Here is a 20,722-nt window from a genome sequence, read left to right as displayed (position 1 = left end):
CTTTCGAACTGCGTGTTTACTCCGGGCATCGCGAGTTTAGGTCTGCGCACCGACAAGACGCGGGACCTCGATCGGCAGGTCTTGGCACTGCGCAAATTCCGGCGCAGCGGGCGTGGCCGGCGGGGTGCCACACTGGTTAATCTGATCCTTCGTGACTGCCGAGCGCACCCTGCTGTTGATGCGGCATGCGAAGTCCGACTACCCGGCCGGGGTCGCCGACCACGATCGGCCGTTGGCGCCCCGCGGCGTCAGGCAAGCCGGGCTCGCCGGCGACTGGCTGCGCGCCCACGTGCCCCCCGTCGACGGGGTGCTGTGTTCCACGGCGACCAGGACCCGCGAGACACTGCGGAACACCCGCATCGCTGCGCCGGTGCGATACAGCGAACGTCTCTACGCCAGCACCCCGGGCACGCTGATCGACGAGATCAACACGGTGGACGACGGCATCGGCACGCTGCTCGTCATCGGACACGAGCCGACGATGTCGGCGCTTGCGCTGGGGCTGGGCCGCGCCGGCGGCACCGACGCCGCTGCGGCCGAACGCATTTCGGCCAAGTTCCCGACGTCGGCGATCGCGGTCCTCGCGGTGCCGTGCGCGTGGAAGGAGCTGGAACTCGGGGGTGCGTCGCTGATCGACTTCGTCGTTCCGCGCTGAGCCCACAACGCTGCGCCGAACGTCGACTTGTTGGGCTCAAAACGCGAAATCGACGACAACAAGTCGACGTTCGGCGTGGTGGCGCAACCTCCGGCTAGGAGTTGGTGGCCAGCGTCAGTTCCATCAGCTTGATGGCCTGCCCGCACGCATCGATTCCCGGCGCCTGCGGGTTGACCCACCAACCGACCACCCCGGCCGCGTCGCTGGCCACGCCGCACGCGCCGTTGGCGTCGTCGGGACGCATCACGATCGAGTCGATCCCGGCGATGGGCCGCGACTCGATCTTGTACTTCAAGAACTCCGCGACCTTGCGCTCGTTGCTCAGGCTGCCCTGCTCGAACCAGAACCGGGTGATGTCGATCAGGCCGGCCGGGTTGGCCGCCTGCCACCGGCAGATCGCGCCGACGAACGTGCTCTGAATGTCGAGCGGGTCGGCCCCCACGGTCTTGGCCAGGATGTCGCTGGTCAACACCTCACATTCCTTGAGCAGGTTCGGGTACTGCTGCTGGGAGTTGTTGTTGCGGGGCACGTTGCCGCCCGCCTTGACCGCGTTGCCGCCGATCGACCTGGAGCAGCCCGTCAGCACCAGCAGCGCGGCCAGCAAAACCACGGCGGCGCGCATCGAGGCCCTCATTTCGAGTTCGCAATCGACTGACGAGCCAGCTCTTTCGCGATATCGCACGGCGGCGGGAACGGCTTCTGACTGAAACTGATAGACCACTCGATGAAGTCGTCCTGGAACTGAATGCCTACTTCGCACAGCGAGTCACCCAGGTTGGGCTCGTTGCCGACGGCGATGAAACCGCCGTGGCCGTTGATGTTGATGTCGTCGACGCTGGCACGTGAGAGCTCCTCGGTCTTGCGTTCGCGTCCGATCGGGCTGCCGCGATACCAGGAGAAGGAGAAGTGCGGCCCGAGGATGCCGCCCCCGGCAAGCCATTGACAGCCGACGGAGTTGCGGGCGGTGTTGATCAACCCGGTCACCCGGGTCAGCTCGGCCACCGTCTGGTCGCTGATGCCGCCGCACTGCGGGAACATCGGCCCGTGGTTGCCTTGCCCCTTCTGCGGCGTCGACGACGCCGTCGCCCCGGGTTTGTTGCCGCCGGAATCGGAGCAGGCGGCAACGGCGGGAATCAGGATCGTCAATGCTGACGCCACAAGAGCCAGCGCCCTCGCGCTACGCCGCACCGCTACCCTGCTTCCGTTCCGCCCGCTGCTCGTCCACACGATGCACTGTAGCGGCAGCCCAGCGGGTCAACCACCGACGCGCCTGAGCAGGTATTTCAATGTCGCCGACGAGTGCCGTGCGCGCGTTGACCATCGCCGGTTGGCGGGGACGCCCGGGCCGCCGGTGTGCGACAGTTACCCCATGCTCCTGGCACTGCTGCGCCAGTACATCCAGCCGTACCGCCGGCTGGTCGCGGTGCTGATGGTGCTGCAGCTGATCAGCAACCTCGCGTCGCTGTACCTGCCGACCGTCAACGCGGCCATCATCGACGAGGGCGTCGCCAAGGGCGACACCGCCGCGATCGTCCGGCTGGGCATCGTGATGCTCGGGGCCACCGGCTTGCAGGTGTTGTGCTCGGTCGGCGCGGTCTATTTCGGCTCCCGGACCGGGATGGGCTTCGGCCGCGACCTGCGCGCGGCGGTGTTCGAACACGTCCTCACCTTTTCCGAGCGCGAGAGCGCCCGATTCGGCGCGCCGACCTTGCTGACGCGCAGCACCAACGACGTGCGGCAAATCCAGTACCTGGTGCAGATCACGGCCACCGTGCTGGTGACGGCCCCGATCATGTGCCTCGGCGGAATCGTCATGGCCCTGCGCCAGGAGGCGGCGCTGACGTGGCTGTTGCTGGTCAGCGTGCCGGTCATGGCGGTGACCAACTACTGGGTGATGTCGCACATGCTGCCGCTGTTCCGCAGGATGCAGGGCCTGATCGACGGCATCAACCGCGTGATGCGCGACCAGCTGGCCGGCGTGCGGGTGGTCCGCGCGTTCGCCCGGGAAGGTTTCGAGCGCGACCGCTTCGCGCGCGCCAACGCCGCGCTGTCGAACACCGCATTGACCGCGGGCAACTGGCAGGCGTTGATGCTGCCGGTGACCACGCTGACCATCAACGTGTCCAGCGTCGCGCTGATCTGGTTCGGGGGGCTGCGCATCGATCGCGGCCAGATGCAGGTCGGCTCGTTGACCGCCTTCCTGGCGTACTTCACGCAGATCCTGATGGCCGTGCTGATGGCGACGATGACGCTGGTGGTGTTGCCGCGGGCGTCGGTGTGCGCCGAACGGATCACCGAGGTGCTCACCACCCGTCCCGCCGTCACCGACCCGCCCGGCCCGGCGTCTCCCCCGGGCAAAATCACCGGTGTGGTCCGCCTGGACGGCGCAACATTCACCTATCCCGGCGCCGATCGCCCGGTGCTACAAGACATTTCGTTCATCGCCCGGCCCGGGACAACCACCGCGATCGTCGGCAGCACGGGATCGGGAAAGTCGACACTGATCTCCTTGATCTGCCGGCTCTACGACGTGACCGGCGGAACCGTCCTGGTCGACGACATCGACGTCCGCGATTACCACACCGAGCGGCTGTGGTCGGCGATCGGTCTGGTCCCCCAGCGCGGCTACCTCTTTTCAGGAACGATCGCCGACAACCTGCGTTACGGCGCCGCCCCGGGGCACGACATCACCGGCGACGAGATGTGGGAAGCGTTGCGGGTGGCCGACGCCGACGGGTTCGTGCGCGCGCACCCAGACGGGCTGCAGATGCGGGTGGCCCAGGGCGGCATCAACTTTTCCGGCGGGCAGCGGCAACGACTCGCCATCGCCCGGGCGGTCATCCGCCGCCCCGCCGTCTATCTGTTCGACGACTCCTTCGGCGCCCTCGACGTGCACACCGACGCGCGGGTGCGCGCCGCCCTCAAGCCGATATCGAAGGAAGCCACCGTCATCGTTGTCACCCAACGGGTTTCGACTGCCGCCCAGGCCGACCAGGTGATCGTCATCGACGGCGGAAGACTGGTCGGCGCCGGCACGCATGAGTCGCTGCTCGCCGACAGCGCCACCTACGCGGAATTCGCCGACTCACAAGCCGTGGGCGCCTTGCCGTCAGGCCACGTCGGGGGCGCGCAATGACCTCGTCGACCAGCACCGCGGCCCGCGCCGTGGCCCCGCCGCCGGCCGGGCGATCCCGCGATTTCTGGGGTTCGGCCGCCCGTTTGGTGAAACGACTTGCGCCGCAACGCAGACTGAGCATCGCGGTGATCACACTGGGCCTCGCGGGCACGGTGATCGGCGTGATCGTCCCGCGGATCCTCGGCCATGCCACCGATTTGCTGTTCAACGGCGTCATCGGGCGGCAGCTTCCCGCCGGCATCAGCAAGGCACAGGCCGTCTCGGCCGCTCGCGGCCGGGGCGAGAACACCTTCGCCGACTTGCTGTCCGGAATGAACGTGGTGCCGGGCCACGGCGTGGCCTTCGGGGCGGTCACGCGGACGCTGACGCTGGCGCTGGCCCTCTATCTCGTTTCCTCGGTGCTGATTTGGGCGCAGGCCCGGCTGCTCAACCTCACCGTGCAGCGCACCATGGTGGCGTTGCGTTCCGACGTCGAGGACAAGATTCACCGGTTGCCGTTGTCGTACTTCGACGGGCGCCAGCGCGGCGAGCTGCTCAGCCGGGTGACCAACGACATCGACAACGTCCAGTCGTCGCTGTCGATGACGATCAGCCAGCTGCTGACTTCGGTCCTGACGGTGGTGGCGGTGTTGGCGATGATGCTGTCCATTTCGCCGCTGCTGGTGGGGATCACGGTGCTGACGGTGCCGCTGTCGCTGCTGGCGACACGGGCGATCGCACGGCGTTCCCAGCGGCTGTTCCTCGCCCAATGGGCGAGCATCGGGCGCCTCAACGCCCACATCGAGGAGACCTACAGCGGATTCACGGTGGTCAAGACATTCGGCCACCAGGCCGCGGCCCGCGAGCAGTTTCGGGCCCTCAACGGCGACGTCTACCGGTCCAGTTTCGGCGCCCAGTTCTTCTCCGGGCTGGTGGCACCCGCGACCACGTTCATCGGCAACGTCGGCTACGTGGCCGTCGCCGTGGTGGGTGGCCTGCGGGTGGCCACCGGGCACATCAGCCTGGGCAACATCCAGGCGTTCATTCAGTATGTGCGGCAATTCAATTCGCCCCTGAGCCAGCTGGCCGGGATGTACAACACCCTGCAGTCGGGGGTGGCCAGCGCCGAACGCGTCTTCGCCCTGCTCGACGAGCCCGAAGAATCGCCGGATCCCCAGCCCGCGGCGCCCCCGCCCGCCGATGGCGCCCCACGCTCGAGCGGCCGCGTGGAATTCGCGCATGTCAGCTTCGCCTACCGGCCGGGCGTCCCGGTGATCGACGACCTGTCGCTCGTGGCCGAACCGGGTAGCACGGTGGCGATCGTCGGACCGACCGGGGCGGGCAAGACCACGCTGGTGAACCTGTTGATGCGGTTCTATGAGGTCGATTCCGGCCAGATCCTCCTCGACGGGGTGGACATCACCACGTTGGACCGGCATTCGCTGCGGTCGCGGATCGGCATGGTGCTGCAGGACACCTGGCTCTTTGACGGGACGATCGCGGAGAACATCGCCTACGGGCGCCCCGAGGCCGGCGACGACGAGGTGGTGGCGGCCGCCGAGGCAGCGCACGTCGACCCGTTCGTGCGGTCGCTGCCGGCCGGCTACCAAACCCGGGTCAGCGGCGACGGCGCCAACATCAGCGCCGGCGAAAAGCAACTCATCACCATCGCGCGCGCGTTCCTTGCCCGCCCGCAGCTGCTGATCCTGGATGAGGCGACCAGCTCGGTCGATACCCGCACCGAGGCCCTCATCCAGCGCGCCATGTGCGATCTGCGCCGGGATCGGACGAGTTTCATTATCGCGCATCGTCTTTCGACGATCCGCGACGCCGATCGGATCCTGGTGATCGAGGGGGGCCGGATCGTCGAACAAGGCAACCACGCCGAGCTGCTGGCCCGGCGCGGCGCCTACTACGCCATGACCCGCGCATGACAACCGCAGCCGGCGCCGCGGCCACGAAAGGCTGGCCCGCCGATTGTCGGCGTTATCATGCGGCGCGACGGGTGGGCGCTTACCGTCATGATTGCTCGGTCACGGGTCGACGATCGGGCGTGCGTCCGCAACGTTGCCACGGGACGGCGGGCCGGGGGTCGGGTTGGAAGGATGAGCAATGAGCGACGAACAGGCCTCACGGGCGGGGTCGATGTTCGGGCCCCTACCACCTGAAACGGCTGCTGGGCCGCGGTGGGATGGGTGAGGTCTACGAGGCCGAACACACCGTCAAAGAGTGGACCGTGGCGGTCAAACTTCTCTCCGAAAGCTTCAGCAGAGACCCCGTCTTCCGCGAGCGGATGAAACGCGAGGCCCGCACCGCCGGACGTTTGCAGGAACCCCATGTGGTGCCCGTGCACGACTACGGCGAAATCGACGGCCAGATCTTTTTGGAGATGCGCTTGGTCGAGGGCACCGACCTGGACAGCGTGCTGAAGCGCTTCGGCCCGCTGACCCCGCCACGCGCGGTCGCCGTCATCACCCAGATCGCCTCCGCGCTCGATGCCGCGCACGCCGCCGGCGTCATGCACCGCGACGTCAAACCGCAAAACATCCTGGTCACCGCGGACGACTTCGCCTACCTCGTCGACTTCGGCATCGCCAGCGCCACCACCGACGAGAAACTCACCCAACTGGGCACCGCGGTCGGCACCTGGAAATACATGGCGCCCGAACGGTTTTCCGACGCCGAGGTCACCTACCGGGCCGACATCTACGCGTTGGCGTGCGTGTTGTTCGAGTGCCTGACCGGGGCGCCGCCCTACCGGGCCGACAGCGCCGGCATGCTGGTCTCCGCCCACATGATGGACCCCATACCCGCGCCCAGTCAGCGGCGCCCGGATATCCCCAAGGCCTTCGATGCGGTGATCGCCCGCGGCATGGCCAAAAGGCCCGAGGACCGCTACGCGAGCGCGGGCGACCTCGCGCTGGCCGCCAAGCAGGCGCTGAGCCACCCCGATCAAGACCGCGCCGCCACCATCTTGCGCCGCAGCCAAGAAGCCGCACTGCCCACGGCCGTCAACCCCGATCCCCGGCTGAGCACCGCGCCGCCTCCCCGGCCGTACCAGCCCGCGTTCAACACCCCGCCGCCGTCGCCGGCCGGGGCGCCGTATTACCAAGGCGCCAGCGCCAATTGGGGCGGCCCGCCCCCGCAATTCGCCAATGCGGCGCCGTGGGGTCAGCCCCCGCCCGGGCCGCGCCGCAACGTCTGGCTCATCGTCGCGGCCGTCGCCGCGGTGTTCGTTCTCCTCGGGAGCGGGTTGGGCATCTGGCTGGTCACGCGGCCCGATCCCGAACCGCCCACCCCCGCGCCGCTGGAGGCCGACCGTCTCAGCGCCCTGCTGCTCGGCCCGTCCGATATCAATACCGTGATGGGCTCGTCGACGATGCAGCCGGGCAAACCCATTACGTCGACCGACCATTCGTCGGTGACGGTGTCGACGCCCGACTGCCAGGGCGCGCTCTACACGACCCAAGACCCGGTGTATGCGGGCACCGGTTACACCTCGGTGAGTGGACTGGTGTCCTCGGAGCCGGGCGACAACTACGACCACTGGGTGAACCAGGCGGTGGTGCTGTTTCCGTCCGCCGACAAGGCCAAGAGTTTCCTGGAGAACTCTGCGGAGAAGTGGAAGGGCTGCGCCGGCAAGACGGTCACGGTCACGAACAAGAGCAAGACCTATCGGTGGACGTTCGCTCAGGTTCAGGGGAGCCCGCCGAAGATCACGCTGATGGACACCCAAGAAGGCGCCGACGGTTGGGAGTGCCAGCGCGCACTGACCGTGGCCAACAACGTGATCGTCGACATCAACGCGTGCGGGTATCACATCAGCGACCAGGGCGCCCAGATCGCGGACAAGATCGCCGCCAGAATCGCCGACGAGTAGCCGGACGGTTACGTGCCAACGCCGTTAGGGCGTCACGGCATTGCTACGACTGCAGATCGGGACCCTGCGCGCGCAGGTCGTCGACCGCCGTCATCGCGTCGCGCAATTTGGCCAGCCATTCCTCGGCATGTTCGCCGACCAGCCTCACCGACCAGGCCAGGGCGTCGGCGCGCGACCGCGCGACGCCGGCATCCACCAACGTGTCGAGCACCTGACGTTCGGGCTGCTTCAGCCGGGTCATGACAGGTACTGCGATGTGGGTGAACAGGATTCGCTCCGAGCCGACCTCGACCCCCCAGGAAACCTTGCGTCCGTAGCGATCCTGGGCTTCGTCGGCGATGTGCATTCTCTCGGATCGCGTCTCCTCGCGGAATCGCGACGCCCGTCCCGCCGCGCGGGCCTCACTCTCCCCGCTCTCGGCGCTCGCCGTGTCCGGGAGCCTTCCGATGACGGTGATCTCTTCGCGGTCGACGATCACCGTGGGGTCGCCGTCGAACCACTTCTCGGGAAGGCGTCCGGCGAACCATTCCGCGGCGTCGCCGGCGTCAGGTTGCTGGGCTTGCTGCCAGCCTCCGGGGCGACCGTACCGCCGCCCATGGGTGTGATGCGCTTTCATGATTACATGATTACACCGTTGCACGTATAACGGAACAGCGTTCGCCGGGGGCGAAAGACGGGCCGGTCGCCGAACTCATCTCCCCGCCTGAAAACCCGTTGATCCGGGCTGTTGTGCGGCGTATTTTTGGTAGCGAAGCAGGCCCGGGAAGCGACCAATTCGAAGCGCCGGAACACGGGGTAGGAATCCGGCCGCGTAGGACACGCGTAAGACGGAGTCAGACGCCCCCTGGAGTCGCACCGGGCCTGCCCATATTGATGTCACCGCGGCCGGCGGCCGTCAGTCCTCGGCGTCGCCGCGCCGGATGCGGAACAGTTTGACCTCGCCCTTGATGCCCTTGAGGTGGCGGGAGCCCGCGAACGATGCCGAAAACTCACCGCGCTCCCCGATGACGTCCCATACCGAATCCGCCGCCAGGACCGTGCCCGGGCGCGCCACGCTCGTGACGCGGCTCGCCACGTTGACCGGACTGCCGAACCAATCGCCGGCACGGCTTACCGCCATGCCGGAGGCCACGCCCGCCCGCAGCCGAGGGAAGTCGTTGTCGGAGTCGACGGCTTCGACCAGTTTCAGGACGACGTCGAGCAACGGTTGCGGCTCGGGGCAGACGAACATCACCGCGTCGCCGATGGTCTTGATGAAACGCACCGGAGGAACGGTCATGTCGCGGGCGAGGATGGCCAGCCGGTTGGCCAGATGCCCCAGCTCTTCGGGCGTGACCGCCTCACCGATCCGGGTGAAGCCGACCAGGTCGGCGAAGGCGACGCTGATTTGGCGCGCGCCCGGCAGCGGCTTGCCGGCGGCGCGCTCGGCGGCGTTGACCGCTTCGGTCTCCATCATGTGGCGCAGCTGCATGAACAGCATGTGCTGGATCATCGGGCCCAGCATGGGCGCGATTTTGGTCACCAAAGCCTTTGAGGCTTGCGCGATTTCGAGCTCGCTGGCGCCCGGGCGCATAATCGCCGAAAGCGCCGAGTACCGCATGACCTCGGCGGTCCGCGACAGACCTTCGGCGAGCACCCGGACCACGAGAATCACGTGCTCGGGGTCCAGGCCCAGCTCGACGAACCGCTGGGTGAAGGCGGCGGCATCGCCGTCGGCGCGCATGTGAACGGCCGCGTCAGGGTCGTCGACGCGGACCAGACCGATGGCGCGTTGCACGCGCTGCAGCAGTCCCAGGTCGATGCCGTGGGTCTCGCTGATCTCCCGCGTCGACACGTACGTGCCGTCGTCGCCGATGATGTGGCGGGTGGCCAGCAACAGAGGCGGATTGGTCGCCCGGATCTCCTCGGCGGTGATGCCCTGCTCGAAGAGCCACCGCACCAGTTCGGCCCGTTCCGTGCGCGCGGTTCCCTCGAGCCCTTCGAGCAGGTCGTCGATGGTGTGGTCGTCCCCGTCGTGCACGTCGCCAACGTACAACGCGGGGGCGTCATGATGTGACGTGATGAGCACACCGTTGCTGCGGGGATTCCCGCCGGTCTCGACGAGCGCGCCAGGACGCTGATTCTGGGGTCGTTTCCCAGTGCGCAATCACTGGTGGCGGACCAGTACTACGCCAATCCACGCAACGCGTTCTGGTCGATCACCGGTGAGCTTTTCGGCTTCGACGCCGCCGCGCCCTACGACAGGCGCCTGGCGGGACTGCAATCCCACGGAATTGCGCTTTGGGATGTTCTTCACACGTGCCGCCGCCGCGGCAGCGCCGACTCGGCCATCGATCCAACCAGCCTGACGGTCAACGACTTTGGCGCGTTCTTCGCCGACTACCCCGCCATCACGGCGGTGTACTTCAACGGCGCCAAGGCCGCTGAGCTCTACCGCCGGCGGGTGGTGTCGCCCGACGGGATCCAGTGCCACCGGCTGCCGTCGACCAGCCCGGCCCACGTGATGCGGCCGGGCGCCAAGCTCGCGGCGTGGGCTGTCGTCGCGCGGTGACTCACTCAAGACACCGGGGGCCGGCGAAGGGCCCACGGTCGAGCGGCTTCGATCTGCGCCGACAGCGACAACAGCGTCGCTTCGTCATAAGGCCGGCCGACGAGTTGGACCGACATCGGCATCCCGTCTGCGTCGAGGTCCCAGGGAACCACCGCGGCGGGCTGCCCGGTCAGGTTCCAGACCTGTTGGTACGGAACGTATTGCCCCACCCTCAGCAGGGTCGACACGGCGCCGCGCCGTTGGTAGGCGCCGATACGGGATGGGCCCGTTGCCGTTCCGGGCGTGACGACGACGTCGACATCGTCGAAGATCGCCTGGATCCGCGACACCACGGCCCCCTCGGCCGCCCGCAGGGACTCCATCCGGCGGTCCGAGAAGAAAGAACCCAAGCGGGCCATGTTGCGGGTGCGCGGTTCCAGGCGTTCCGGATGGGCCAGGGCGTCGGCGTCGTCGCAGATGCCGCGCAGGTAGCGGGGCAGGTAGTTGGTAAGGATCGCCGAGGCCGGATATTCCGGGTCGGCCGTGATGACGTCATGCCCGAGGTCGCGAAGCAACGCGCCGGCCTGGTCGACCGCGGCCAACTCCCGCTTGCCGACCCGAACCGGCAGCGGGGTTGGGACCTTGGTGCTCAACGCAATTCGCAGCCGGCCGGGGCTGCGGGTCGCCGCGGTCACGAACTCCCCCTCGGGCCCGGGCACCGTCGAGGTCGCGTCCAGGAACACGGCCGCGTCGATCACCGTGCGGGCGATAGGGCCGTTGACGCTCAACCCGTACCAGGCGTCGTCGTGGGGTTCCAGCGATACCCGATCGCACTGCGGCTTCAGGCCGAACACGCCGCACCAGGTCGCCGGGATGCGGATCGACCCGCCCCCGTCGGAGCCCAACGCCAGCGGGGCCAGCCCGGCCGCGACCGCGGCGGCGCTGCCGCCGCTGCTGCCGCCCGGCGTGCGCCTGGGATCCCACGGATTGCGGGTAGCTCCGAAGGTCAGCGACTCGGTGTACGGCAGCATCATCAGCTCGGGCACATTGGTCTTGCCGACGATGACGGCGCCCGCCGCGCGCAACCGGCGCACCACCTCGGCATCGGAGCTCACCGCGGGCCGGTGCCCGCCGCTGCCGAAGGTCGTCACCTCCCCGGCGACATCGACGTCGTCCTTGATCGCGACCGGCACGCCGAGCAGCGGCAGCCGTTCGCCCGCGTCCAGGCGGTCCTGCGCCACGGCGGCCTCGTAGCGAGCTTTGTCGGCGAGCACCACGCGGTAGCACCGCAGCTGGCTGTCGAGCTGCGCGATCCGCTCCAGGTAGACCTCGAGCAACTCCGGCGCGGTCAGTTCACCGTCGGCCAGCATGCGCGCTTGCGCCGCCGCGCCGGCGAAGGCGAGATCGTCGTTCACTGCGGCAGCGTAACCCCGTAATTGGGCCGGGCCCTGGCTGGAGTCGGCGGGGCCGCGGCGCGGCAACAAGTACCGTGGGCGACATGTCCTGCGTGTTCTGTGCGGTCGTCGCCGGGGAAGCTCCGGCCATCCGGATCTACGAAGACGACGACTACCTGGCGATCCTCGACATCCGGCCGTTCACTCGTGGCCACACGCTGGTGCTGCCCAAGCGGCACAGCGTCGACCTCACCGACACCACGCCGGAGACGCTGGCCGGAATGGTCACCCTGGGCCAACGCATCGCCCGGGCCGCGCGCACGACGGAATTGGCCGACGCGACCAACATCGCCATCAACGACGGCAGCGCCGCCTTCCAGACGGTGTTCCACATCCACCTGCACGTGTTGCCGCGCCGCAACGGCGACAAGCTGTCGGTGGCCAAAGGAATGCTGCTGCGCCGCGACCCCGACCGCGACGCCACCGGCCAGATTCTGCGCGACGCACTGGCCCGTATCGACGCAAGTCAACCGGATTAGGCCCGTGGCGGCCGTCCTGTGGCGGCACCGGAAACGGCACCAACCTGGCAAAAGCCACACTTAGCGCGCGTCTGCAGCGGTTTAATGCCCTGTAACTCGTGGTGATGCTGTTGTTTCTTCACCACACAACAGGGGAGCTCAAGCGGTGACGAAACGGCGGGCGGTGAATCCGTGGCGGCGGTCGGGGGTGCCGGCACCCGCCGGGTGGGTCCTCGTCTCCGTGTACGGCGTAGCCGGCGTGCTGATCGTGCTGTCGTCGTTCTGGGGATGGCGCGGCCCGTACGGGACCCACCCCATCAACGGGTTCGTCATCGCGGTGTGCCTTGCCATCGCGGCGGCGTACGCCGGGCGCGCGGCCCGCTTCAAGCCCCCGCGGCAACGATACGGATGGCTGGCGCTGGTGACGGCCCTGCTCGGCTGGGCGGCCGGCGAGGTCATCTGGGCGTTCTACGACGTGCGCCCGGAATTCGATCACGCCACCCACCCTGCGGCAACCGAGTTCGTGCTTCTGCTGTGGCCGGTCGGCGCCATGACGTCGTTGGTGCTGCTGTCCCAGTTGTCTCGCAAGAGCCCCCGGCGTCTGCTGCTCGACGGTCTCATCGTGGCGACGTCGCTGTTCGTCATCGCCTGGGTGTTCGTGGTCGAAGCGCAGCTGCAGGAGCATTCCGGCGCGCGGCTGGTGACCTCGGCGGAGGTCTTCGCCGACATCGTCCAGGTGACGACGGCGATCCTGATGCTGTCCCGGGCTCGTCCCGGCGACCGGCCGAGCCGCAGCCTGCTCGCCGCCGGCGTCGCGACCATCTGCATCGCCGACATGGCGCTGGTCTTCTATACCGGCATCGCCAGCTATCACACGGGCGGAGTCGGCGACCTGGTCCGAGTGGCGGGCCTGGCGTTACTGGCGCTCGCGGCCCTGGCCGCCGCGCACGAGCGTCCCGCGCCCGCGCCGCCGGATGAGACCGAGTTCCGGGCCCGGCTGTGGCTGCCCTACTTGCCGCTGATCCTCGCCGCCGCGGCGGGCTGGGCGCACGCGGCGGGCCATTCGATACACGACCCCATGCTCGCCGCGCTGGGCATCCTGGTGGCCGCCGTGCTGGCCCGGCAATTCGTCGTCCTGGTCGACAACCAGAATTTGTTGTCGGAGGTCGCGCGCGAGGCGTTTCGCGACAACCTGACCGGTCTGGCCAATCGCGCCCTGTTCCTGCAGCGCCTGGAACAGGCCGTCGCGCGCCGGCATCCCAACGGCATGCCCATCGCGGTGCTGTGCCTGGACCTCGACAACTTCAAGTCGGTGAACGACGCCCTGGGCCATCCGGCCGGCGACGAGCTTTTGGTCAGGGTGGCCGGGCGGCTCACTGCGGCGTTGGGGGAAAGCGGGACCATCGCCCGGCTCGGCGGCGACGAATTCGCGGCGGTCATCGAGGCTTCCGTCCAAGAATCGCAGGCGGCCGCGCACCGGATCCTCGACGCGTTCACCGGGGCGATTCTGATCGACGGCATCCCGATCATGGTCCGGCCCAGCATCGGATTCACGGTGTGCACCGGCGCATCGGCCTGCACGGTCGACCAGCTGCTGAGGCACGCCGACCTCGCCATGTACGCCGCCAAACGCGAAGGCGGGCAATGCATCCGCAGCTTCATGCCCGACCTGCCGTTGCCGTACGCGTTCCCGGCGTCTCCCGATTCGGGGGAATCCGCCGTGACGTCACCGGTCGATGGCGGCGGCGCCGCCGCGACGCCGCAGGCGTCACCGCCCGTTTCCGACGTCGCGACACCGACCACGAACTCGCCCTCCGGCGATGTCGCCGACGATGCCCCTCGGCCACCGAGGGGTATCCGGGTGGGCTTCGCGGTGCTGGCAATCGGTGTGATCGCCTTCGCCGCGTCCAGCGTCGCGCATCCGGACGCGGGACACGGCATGTTCTCCGCCACGACGCTGTATTCGGCGCTGACCGTGTTGGCCGCCGGTCTGGTTGTCCTTCGCGCGTACCGCGTCTCGGCGGACAGGTTGGCGTGGTCACTGATCGCCGCCGGGATGGCGTTCTCGGCCGCGGGCGACATCGTCTACGCGTTGTTCGTGCCCAACGGTCGCTCCCCGTCGGTGGCCGACCCGGTGTACCTGGCGTACTACCCGCTGGTGTACGCCGGGCTGCTGCTGCTCATGCGGGCACGGTTCAAGCGGTTGCCGATCCCGATTCAGCTCGACTCGCTGGTGTGCGCCCTGACGCTGGCGGCGGTGGCCGCGGCCGTGACGGAGGGCCCCATGCGGGCGGCGACGTCACGCACGCCCGCGACGGTGTGGATGGGATTGGTCTACCCCTGGATTGACCTGGTGCTCCTGGCCCTGGCCGCCGGCATGCTGCCAATACTCGGCTGGCGCAACGACTTTCGCTGGGTGCTGCTGATGACCGGGCTGGTCGTGTTTGCGGTGGCGGACGTGGCGTACCTGTTCCAGACGACGGCGGGCTCCTATCGGGTCGGCACCTTGCTGGATGCCTGCTGGCCGGCGTCGTCGTTGCTCATCGCGATGGCCAGCTGGTCCCCCTCGTCGCCGACGGCGCCAGTGCCCAGACACCGATTCAGCCCGTATGTCACCCCGGTGACGACGTCGGTTGTCGCGCTGGGAGTCATCGTCCTGGCGCATCATTCGCGGCCGGCGGCGACCCTGGCGGCGTTGAGCCTGGTCGTGGCGACCGCGCGATTCTCGCTCACCTTCCGGGACGTGAGCCTGTTGCACACGAACGCCAAGCACGCCATGACCGACGAGTTGACCGCGCTGCCCAACCGGCACTCGCTGGCCAGCGCCCTGACCGCGTTGCCCGCTACGGCGCCGGGGCCGACGTCGATTCCGGGTAGAACGCGCGCGCGGCGGGCGCTGTTGCTGTTGAGCCTGAGCGATTTTCACGAGATCACCGACTCGATCGGTCGCCACTTCGGCGATGAGTTGCTGTGCCACATCGCAAACCGCTTGTCCGGCAGCGTCCGTCGCGACGACATGCTGGCGCGGGTCGGTGATGACCAATTCGCCGTGCTGCTCGCGGACGGGGCCAACCTGACCGCCGCCAGCGCTCAGGCGGGCCGGCTGCTGGAAGCGTTGAGTGAGCCGATCGCGTTGGATCCGATCACCGTGCAGGTCGAAGGCCGCATCGCCATCGCGCTGTGTCCCGACCACTGCGACCACCCGCAAGAGCTGCTGGGCCGCGCCGAGACCGCGATGGCGCACGCCGAATCCGCCCGCAGCAAGATCGCGGTCTACGACTCGTCTTTCGAGGTTTATCGGAACAACGACCCCAACCTCATCGAGGACCTGCGTACCGCACTGTTCGACACCGACGAACTGAAATTGCACTACCAACCCAAGATCGACGGGCGCGACGGCAGCGTTCACAGCGTCGAGGCGGTGCTGCGCTGGCAGCACCCCACCCGCGGAACGCTGCTGCCGGAAGAGGTCTTGCCCGTCGCCGAGCGCGCCGGACTGATGCGCAAGATCTCCAACCGCACCCTGAGCATGGCCCTCCAACAGGTCCGGTGCTGGCGTGAACACGGCATCACGCTCGCCGTCGCGGTGAACCTGTCGACGACCAACCTGCTCGACATCGAGCTCGTCGGCACCGTCGAGCGGCTGCTCGCGAATCATGACCTGCCCGCGGACGCGCTCATCCTCGAGATCACCGAGAGCGCGCTGGTGGATTCCGCGCGATCCCGCAACACCGTCGCGGCCTTGCAACGCTTGGGAATTCGCATATCGCTCGACGACTACGGCACCGGCTGGTCGTCATTGGCCCGGCTGCAAGAGGTTTCGGTCGATGAGCTCAAACTCGACCGGATTTTCGTAACCCGCCTGGATCACGACGCACGATCGGTCGCGATCGTGCGGTCCACGGTGGCGCTCGCCCACAACCTGGGCGCCGACCTCGTCGCCGAGGGTGTCGAGAACGAGGCCACCCTGGACGCGCTGCACCGGTACGGCTGCATGATCACCCAGGGTTACGTGCACACCGCGCCGTTGCCGCCGGACGAGTTGCGGAATTGGATCGCCAACCACACACCCGAACCCCACACCAGCCAGTCCCACCGGCGGGCGTGACCGGGACTCAGAACAGCTCTTTGGCCAACAGCTCCAGCGTCGCGACGCGCGCCGGTGCGGTGTCCGGGTCGGTGCCGCGGCGGGCCGAGGCCACCGGGTTCACCATCACCTCGTCGACGCCGAAGTGTTCGGCGAGCGCGCGGATCTGCTCGGCGGCCTCCGCCGGCGTCCCCAGGACGGCGCGTCGCAGACCACTGTCGACGATCGCCCGCTGCTGTCCGGTCAACTCGGCCACCGCCGCCTCCTCCACCAGCGGCACCGGCCCGAGTGGCTGCCCGGTCCGCAGCCTGGCCATCATCTGCAGGTTGGGCAGCATCAACGCCGTTGCCTCCTGCTGGGTTTCGGCCACCGCGGCGTTGACCGTCAGAAACGTCCGCGGCTCGGCGGCAAACGCGCTGGGCGTGAATCGGGCGCGGTACACCTCGAGCGCCTCTTCGGTTCCCTTGCCGGAGAAGTGATGTGCGAACACGTACGGCAGCCCCTTGGCGGCGGCCAAATGCGCCGAATACATCGACGAACCCAGCAGCCACAGCCGCGGTTCGGTCGCGGCGGCCGGGGTGGCCTTGAGCGTGTAGTCGCCCGAGCGCAGCGGAACCCGCACGCCGCGCGCGCTCATCAGCGCCGCCACGTCGTCAAGGTATTCGGGGAAGTTCTCGATGTCCCGGCCGTCCTGCCCGCCCCGCAGCGCGTAGGAGGTCACCGGGTCGGATCCCGGCGCCCGGCCGATGCCGAGGTCGATGCGTCCGGGGGCGGCCGCTTCCAGGAGCGCGAACTGTTCGGCCACCGCCAGCGGCGCGTGGTTGGGCAGCATCACCCCGCCCGAGCCGAGCCGTAGCTGCGAGGTCTGTGGTGCCAGATAGGCGAGCACCACCGGCGGGCTGGTGGCACCGACGGAAGGCATGTTGTGGTGCTCGGCGACCCAGTAGCGGGTAAAACCCAACCGATCCGCGGCCTGCGCCAGCTGCACGGTGGCCGCCAGGGCGTCGCCGGTCGTCTGGTCGGTGCGCACCGGGATGAGATCGAGGACGGAAAGACGCACGATCGCGTCAACGTGCGCGGGCCGGCAAACGTTCCCGAACCCCGGCCCTAGTAGTCCTTGAGGGTGATCGAGGAGACGATGCGGTCGAACACCTCCTGCGGTATCGGTGCGCCGCCGGGAATGTTGTCCACGACCAGCCATTGGTTGCGCTGCACGTAGTCGGCGAATTCGCGGTGGTAGTTGGCGAATCCGCGCTCGTGGTCGGCGGTCCCGTCCGAGGTGGCGGACTTGAGCTCGCCGGCAAGGATGTAGGCGCCCAGCAGCGCGACGCTGGTTCCCTGTCCCGACAGCGGCGAGCAGCAGTACCCGGCGTCCCCGACCAGTACCACGCGGCCGTGCGACCAGCGGTCCATCTTGATCTGCGACATCTCGTCGAAGTAGAAGTCCGGTGCGGTCCGCATGTACTCCAGCAGTTGGGGGCGAACCCATCCTTCCCCGGCCATCCGCCGTTCCAGCTCGGCGAACTGGGCCTCGGTGTTGCGGTAGTCGATCCGCAGCTCCGGGTCCATGAAACCCAACATGGCCCGGGCCTCGGCGTTGTGACGCGCGCTGTAGATCCCCGCCATGGTGGAGTCGCCGTAGTGCCACATCTGCCAGTGGTCCAGGTCCAAGAAATTGGGCACGGTGAAGATCGCCGCGTGCGTGCCCAGCCGTTCGATGAAATCCTCCTCCGGCCCGAACACCAATCGCCGCACGTTGGAGTGCAATCCGTCGGCGCCGACGACGAGGTCGAATTCCCGTGGTGCGGCACGCTCGAAGGTGACGCGGACGGCCGCACCATCGGCCTCCAACGCGGTGATGGTGTCGTCGAAAAGGTAATCGGTCGTCCATTGGCTTGCGCCGTAAAGCAATTCGACCAAGTCGTCGCGCAGCAGTTCGATGTCGGGGCTGTCGATGCGCCCGCCGGTCGGTGTCGATTCGGTGTCGCGGGACACTTCATTGCCGTCACGGTCGACGACAGAGGAGCCGCGGATTTGCGTCTTGCGCTTCTCGGCGGCGGCCAGCAGCCCCATGCGGTCGAGCACGGTCAGCGCCGGGCCGCGCACGTCGATCGCCTGGCCGCCCGGCCGCGGCCCGCGATGGCGCTCCACCACGGTCACCGAATGGCCGTGCCGCCCAAGCCAAAACGCGGCCGCCGTGCCCGCCACGCTGGCGCCGGAAACGAGAATCTCGCTCACTTGATCCCTGCCAGTTCTTTCGCGTCGCGGAAGATGTCGTCGAGCATTGCTGGTGTCAACCTACCGGTGAACATGTTTTGCTGGCTCGGGTGGTAGCAGCCGAGCAACCGCACCCCGGGGGCGAGGTCGGCAACGGCGCCGTGGCCGAACCGGGGCTTGGGTCTCGCGGCTCTACCGGAGGTGCCCGGCAGTCGCAGCGCGATCTGCCAGCCGAATCCGCCGAGGGCCACGACCACGCGGACGTGGTCGGCCACCAGCTGCCATTCGGCCTGCAGCCAGGGCCAGCAGGTGTCCCGCTCGGCGGGGGTCGGGGCGTTGGCCGGAGGCGCACACCGCACCGGCGCGACGATGCGAATCTGGTTGGTCCGCAACCCATCCGCGGCGTCGACGCTGGTCGGTTGGTTCACCAGGCCGGCCCGGTACAGCGCCGCGTACAACTGGTCGCCCGAGCGGTCGCCGGTGAACATCCGGCCGGTGCGGTTGGCGCCGTGGGCGGCGGGCGCCAGCCCGACGATGAGCAGCCGCGGCCGCGCCGCTCCCCAGCTGGGTACGGGCCGGCCCCAATACGGTTGGTCGGCGAAGGCCCGCCGTTTGACCCTCGCCACCTCCTCGCGCCAGTCGACCAGCCGCGGACAGGCCCGGCACACGCTGACCAGGGCGTCGAGCTCGGGGATCGAGGTGGCCTGTTCCGCGAGGGCGACGACCCGAGCGGCATCGGCCGCCACCGGGGTCTGCGGCGTGGCCGGGTCACCCGGCCATCCGGTGCCCGCGCCAACCGGAGAGTCGAACGGCTGGCCGGTACGCGGGTGGTCGAGCACATGAACATCCTGCATTCAGTGGCCACGTCGTGCAGACCCGGGCACCGTCCGGGGCCGCGACACGGGCTTACTATCGGGCCGTGAGCTCTGACGCCCTGGCCAGCCTGATCGCCGACCTGCCCGACGGGATGGTCGTCACCGATCCCACCGTGACCGAGGGCTATCGCCAAGACCGCGCGTTCGACCCGTCGGCCGGCAAACCGCTGGCCGTGGTGCGACCGCGGCGCACCGAAGAGGTGCAGACCGTGCTGCGCTGGGCCACCGCTAATCGGGTGCCCGTCGTGCCCCGGGGCGCCGGGAGCGGCCTGTCCGGCGGGGCGACCGCCCTGGACAACTGCATCGTGCTCTCGACCGAGAAGATGCGAGACATCTCGGTCGACCCGGTGACGCGGACCGCCGTATGCCAGCCCGGGCTGTTCAACGCCGAGGTGAAAAAGGCCGCAGCCGAACACGGCCTGTGGTATCCGCCGGATCCGTCCTCGTTCGAGATCTGCAGCATCGGCGGCAACATCGCCACCAACGCCGGGGGGCTGTGCTGCGTGAAGTACGGCGTCACCACCGACTATGTGCTGGGCATGCAGGTGGTGCTGGCCGACGGGACCGCGGTCCGGCTGGGCGGGCCGCGGCTCAAGGACGTCGCGGGCCTGTCGCTGACCAAACTCTTCGTCGGCAGCGAAGGCACGCTGGGCGTCGTCACGGAGGTGACGCTGCGGCTGGTACCCAAGCAGAACGCGTCCAGCGTCGTCGTCGCCACCTTCGCCTCGGTGCAGGACGCGGTCGACGCGGTGCTCGGGGTCACCGCCCGGCTTCGCCCCTCGATGCTGGAGTTCATGGACTCGGTGGCGATCAACGCCGTCGAGGACACCCTGCGCATGGACCTGGACCGCGGGGCGGCGGCCATGCTGGTGGCCGGGTCCGACGAGCGCGGCCGCGCCGGTAGCGAGGACGCCGAGATCATGGCCAAGGTCTTGGCGGAAAACGCTGCGACGGAAGTATTTTCGACCGACGATCCCGACGAGGGCGAAGCATTCGTCGTCGCGCGGCGGTTTTGCATCCCGGCCGTCGAAGCCAAGGGATCGCTGTTGCTCGAGGACGTCGGCGTGCCGCTTCCGGCGCTGGGCCGGCTGGTCACCGGGATCGCCGGCATCGCCGCCGAACGCGACCTGATGATCTCGGTGATCGCCCACGCCGGCGACGGCAACACCCACCCGTTGATCGTCTACGACCCCGCCGATGCCGACATGACCGAACGCGCCCACCTGGCATTCGGCGAGATCATGGACCTGGCCGTCGGTCTCGGCGGCACGATCACCGGCGAGCACGGGGTGGGCCGGTTGAAGCGGCCCTGGCTGGCTGGCTATCTCGGGCCCGAGGTGATGGACCTCAACCGGCGCATCAAGCAGGCGTTGGATCCGAAGGGCATCCTCAACCCCGGGTCGGGCATTTAGTTCTGGCTGCTGAGCGCCCGGCTGGCCGGGAAATCGATG

At 68.5% G+C, this 20,722-nt stretch carries 14 protein-coding genes and 2 pseudogenes; 8 read left to right on the top strand and 8 right to left on the bottom strand.

The window, feature by feature from the left end; genetic code table 11:
• The first annotated feature begins 151 nt into the window (after positions 1–151).
• Entirely contained in the window at positions 152–655 is a 504-nt protein-coding gene (locus tag K883_RS15470; protein WP_009953977.1) for a SixA phosphatase family protein, read from the top strand.
• Between the two features lie 94 nt (positions 656–749).
• On the opposite strand, the gene K883_RS15465 is transcribed toward K883_RS15470, so the two are convergent.
• Together K883_RS15465 and K883_RS15460 are read right to left on the bottom strand one after the other, a co-directional pair.
• Positions 750–1,289, bottom strand: a complete 540-nt coding sequence (locus K883_RS15465) for a DUF3558 domain-containing protein (protein WP_036454871.1) — start codon at positions 1,287–1,289, stop codon at positions 750–752.
• Positions 1,286–1,843: a DUF3558 domain-containing protein gene (locus K883_RS15460; protein ID WP_008254722.1), complete on the bottom strand. Its 558-nt coding sequence runs from the start codon at positions 1,841–1,843 to the stop codon at positions 1,286–1,288. The genes K883_RS15465 and K883_RS15460 overlap by 4 nt, the downstream gene beginning before the upstream one ends.
• 181 nt (positions 1,844–2,024) lie before the next feature.
• Here K883_RS15460 and K883_RS15455 point away from each other — a divergent pair, with 181 nt between their 5' ends.
• The 3 genes and pseudogenes from K883_RS15455 (at position 2,025) to K883_RS15445 (ending at position 7,650) form a co-directional block, all read left to right on the top strand.
• The gene (locus K883_RS15455) at positions 2,025–3,791 is read left to right on the top strand and encodes an ABC transporter ATP-binding protein (protein ID WP_036455552.1); all 1,767 of its coding nucleotides are present in this window, start codon (positions 2,025–2,027) and stop codon (positions 3,789–3,791) included.
• On the top strand, positions 3,788–5,704 hold the full coding sequence (locus K883_RS15450; protein ID WP_020821945.1) for an ABC transporter ATP-binding protein: 1,917 nt from the start codon (positions 3,788–3,790) through the stop codon (positions 5,702–5,704). The genes K883_RS15455 and K883_RS15450 overlap by 4 nt, the downstream gene beginning before the upstream one ends.
• Positions 5,705–5,882: 178 nt before the next feature.
• Positions 5,883–7,650, top strand: a pseudogene (locus K883_RS15445) (sensor domain-containing protein).
• Between the two features lie 43 nt (positions 7,651–7,693).
• Here the strand turns inward: K883_RS15445 and K883_RS15440 are convergent.
• Positions 7,694–8,266, bottom strand: coding sequence for a hypothetical protein (locus tag K883_RS15440; RefSeq protein WP_020821943.1), 573 nt, complete (start codon positions 8,264–8,266; stop codon positions 7,694–7,696).
• A 279-nt stretch (positions 8,267–8,545) separates the two neighbouring features.
• Positions 8,546–9,670: an adenylate/guanylate cyclase domain-containing protein gene (locus K883_RS15435; RefSeq protein WP_020821942.1), complete on the bottom strand. Its 1,125-nt coding sequence runs from the start codon at positions 9,668–9,670 to the stop codon at positions 8,546–8,548.
• A gap of 40 nt (positions 9,671–9,710) precedes the next feature.
• Between K883_RS15435 and K883_RS15430 the strand changes: the two are divergent.
• Positions 9,711–10,201 (top strand): annotated as a pseudogene (locus K883_RS15430) (DNA-deoxyinosine glycosylase).
• A gap of 5 nt (positions 10,202–10,206) precedes the next feature.
• Here K883_RS15430 and K883_RS15425 read toward each other — a convergent pair.
• Positions 10,207–11,595, bottom strand: coding sequence for an amidase (locus K883_RS15425; protein ID WP_020821940.1), 1,389 nt, complete (start codon positions 11,593–11,595; stop codon positions 10,207–10,209).
• Between the two features lie 83 nt (positions 11,596–11,678).
• Between K883_RS15425 and K883_RS15420 the strand changes: the two genes are divergently transcribed.
• Positions 11,679–12,113 carry an HIT family protein gene (locus tag K883_RS15420; RefSeq protein ID WP_008254699.1) on the top strand — a complete coding sequence of 145 codons (435 nt, stop codon included), beginning with the start codon at positions 11,679–11,681 and terminating at the stop codon, positions 12,111–12,113.
• A 220-nt stretch (positions 12,114–12,333) separates the two neighbouring features.
• A complete protein-coding gene (locus K883_RS15415; RefSeq protein ID WP_020821938.1) occupies positions 12,334–16,200 on the top strand; it encodes a bifunctional diguanylate cyclase/phosphodiesterase in 3,867 nt (1,288 codons plus the stop codon).
• Between the two features lie 7 nt (positions 16,201–16,207).
• On the opposite strand, the gene K883_RS15410 is transcribed toward K883_RS15415, so the two are convergent.
• The 3 genes from K883_RS15410 to K883_RS15400 are packed head-to-tail and all read right to left on the bottom strand — an operon-like array spanning position 16,208 to position 19,250.
• Positions 16,208–17,239 (bottom strand): LLM class flavin-dependent oxidoreductase, encoded by a 1,032-nt coding sequence (locus tag K883_RS15410; RefSeq protein ID WP_020821937.1) that lies wholly within the window; start codon positions 17,237–17,239, stop codon positions 16,208–16,210.
• Positions 17,240–17,286: 47 nt separating this feature from the next.
• A complete protein-coding gene (locus K883_RS15405; protein WP_020821936.1) occupies positions 17,287–18,417 on the bottom strand; it encodes an FAD-binding protein in 1,131 nt (376 codons plus the stop codon).
• Entirely contained in the window at positions 18,414–19,250 is an 837-nt protein-coding gene (locus tag K883_RS15400; protein WP_014379570.1) for a uracil-DNA glycosylase, read from the bottom strand. The genes K883_RS15405 and K883_RS15400 overlap by 4 nt, the downstream gene beginning before the upstream one ends.
• 65 nt (positions 19,251–19,315) lie before the next feature.
• Here K883_RS15400 and K883_RS15395 point away from each other — a divergent pair, with 65 nt between their 5' ends.
• Complete coding sequence (locus tag K883_RS15395) at positions 19,316–20,683, top strand: FAD-binding oxidoreductase (protein WP_008254690.1); 1,368 nt, start codon at positions 19,316–19,318, stop codon at positions 20,681–20,683.
• Positions 20,684–20,722 lie beyond the last annotated feature (39 nt).

It is taken from the genome of Mycobacterium sp. TKK-01-0059 (assembly GCF_000709305.1).
GTDB lineage: Bacteria > Actinomycetota > Actinomycetes > Mycobacteriales > Mycobacteriaceae > Mycobacterium > Mycobacterium intracellulare.
The sequence above is the reverse complement of the archived record's forward strand: the minus strand, read 5'-3'. Positions and strand labels throughout refer to the sequence as shown.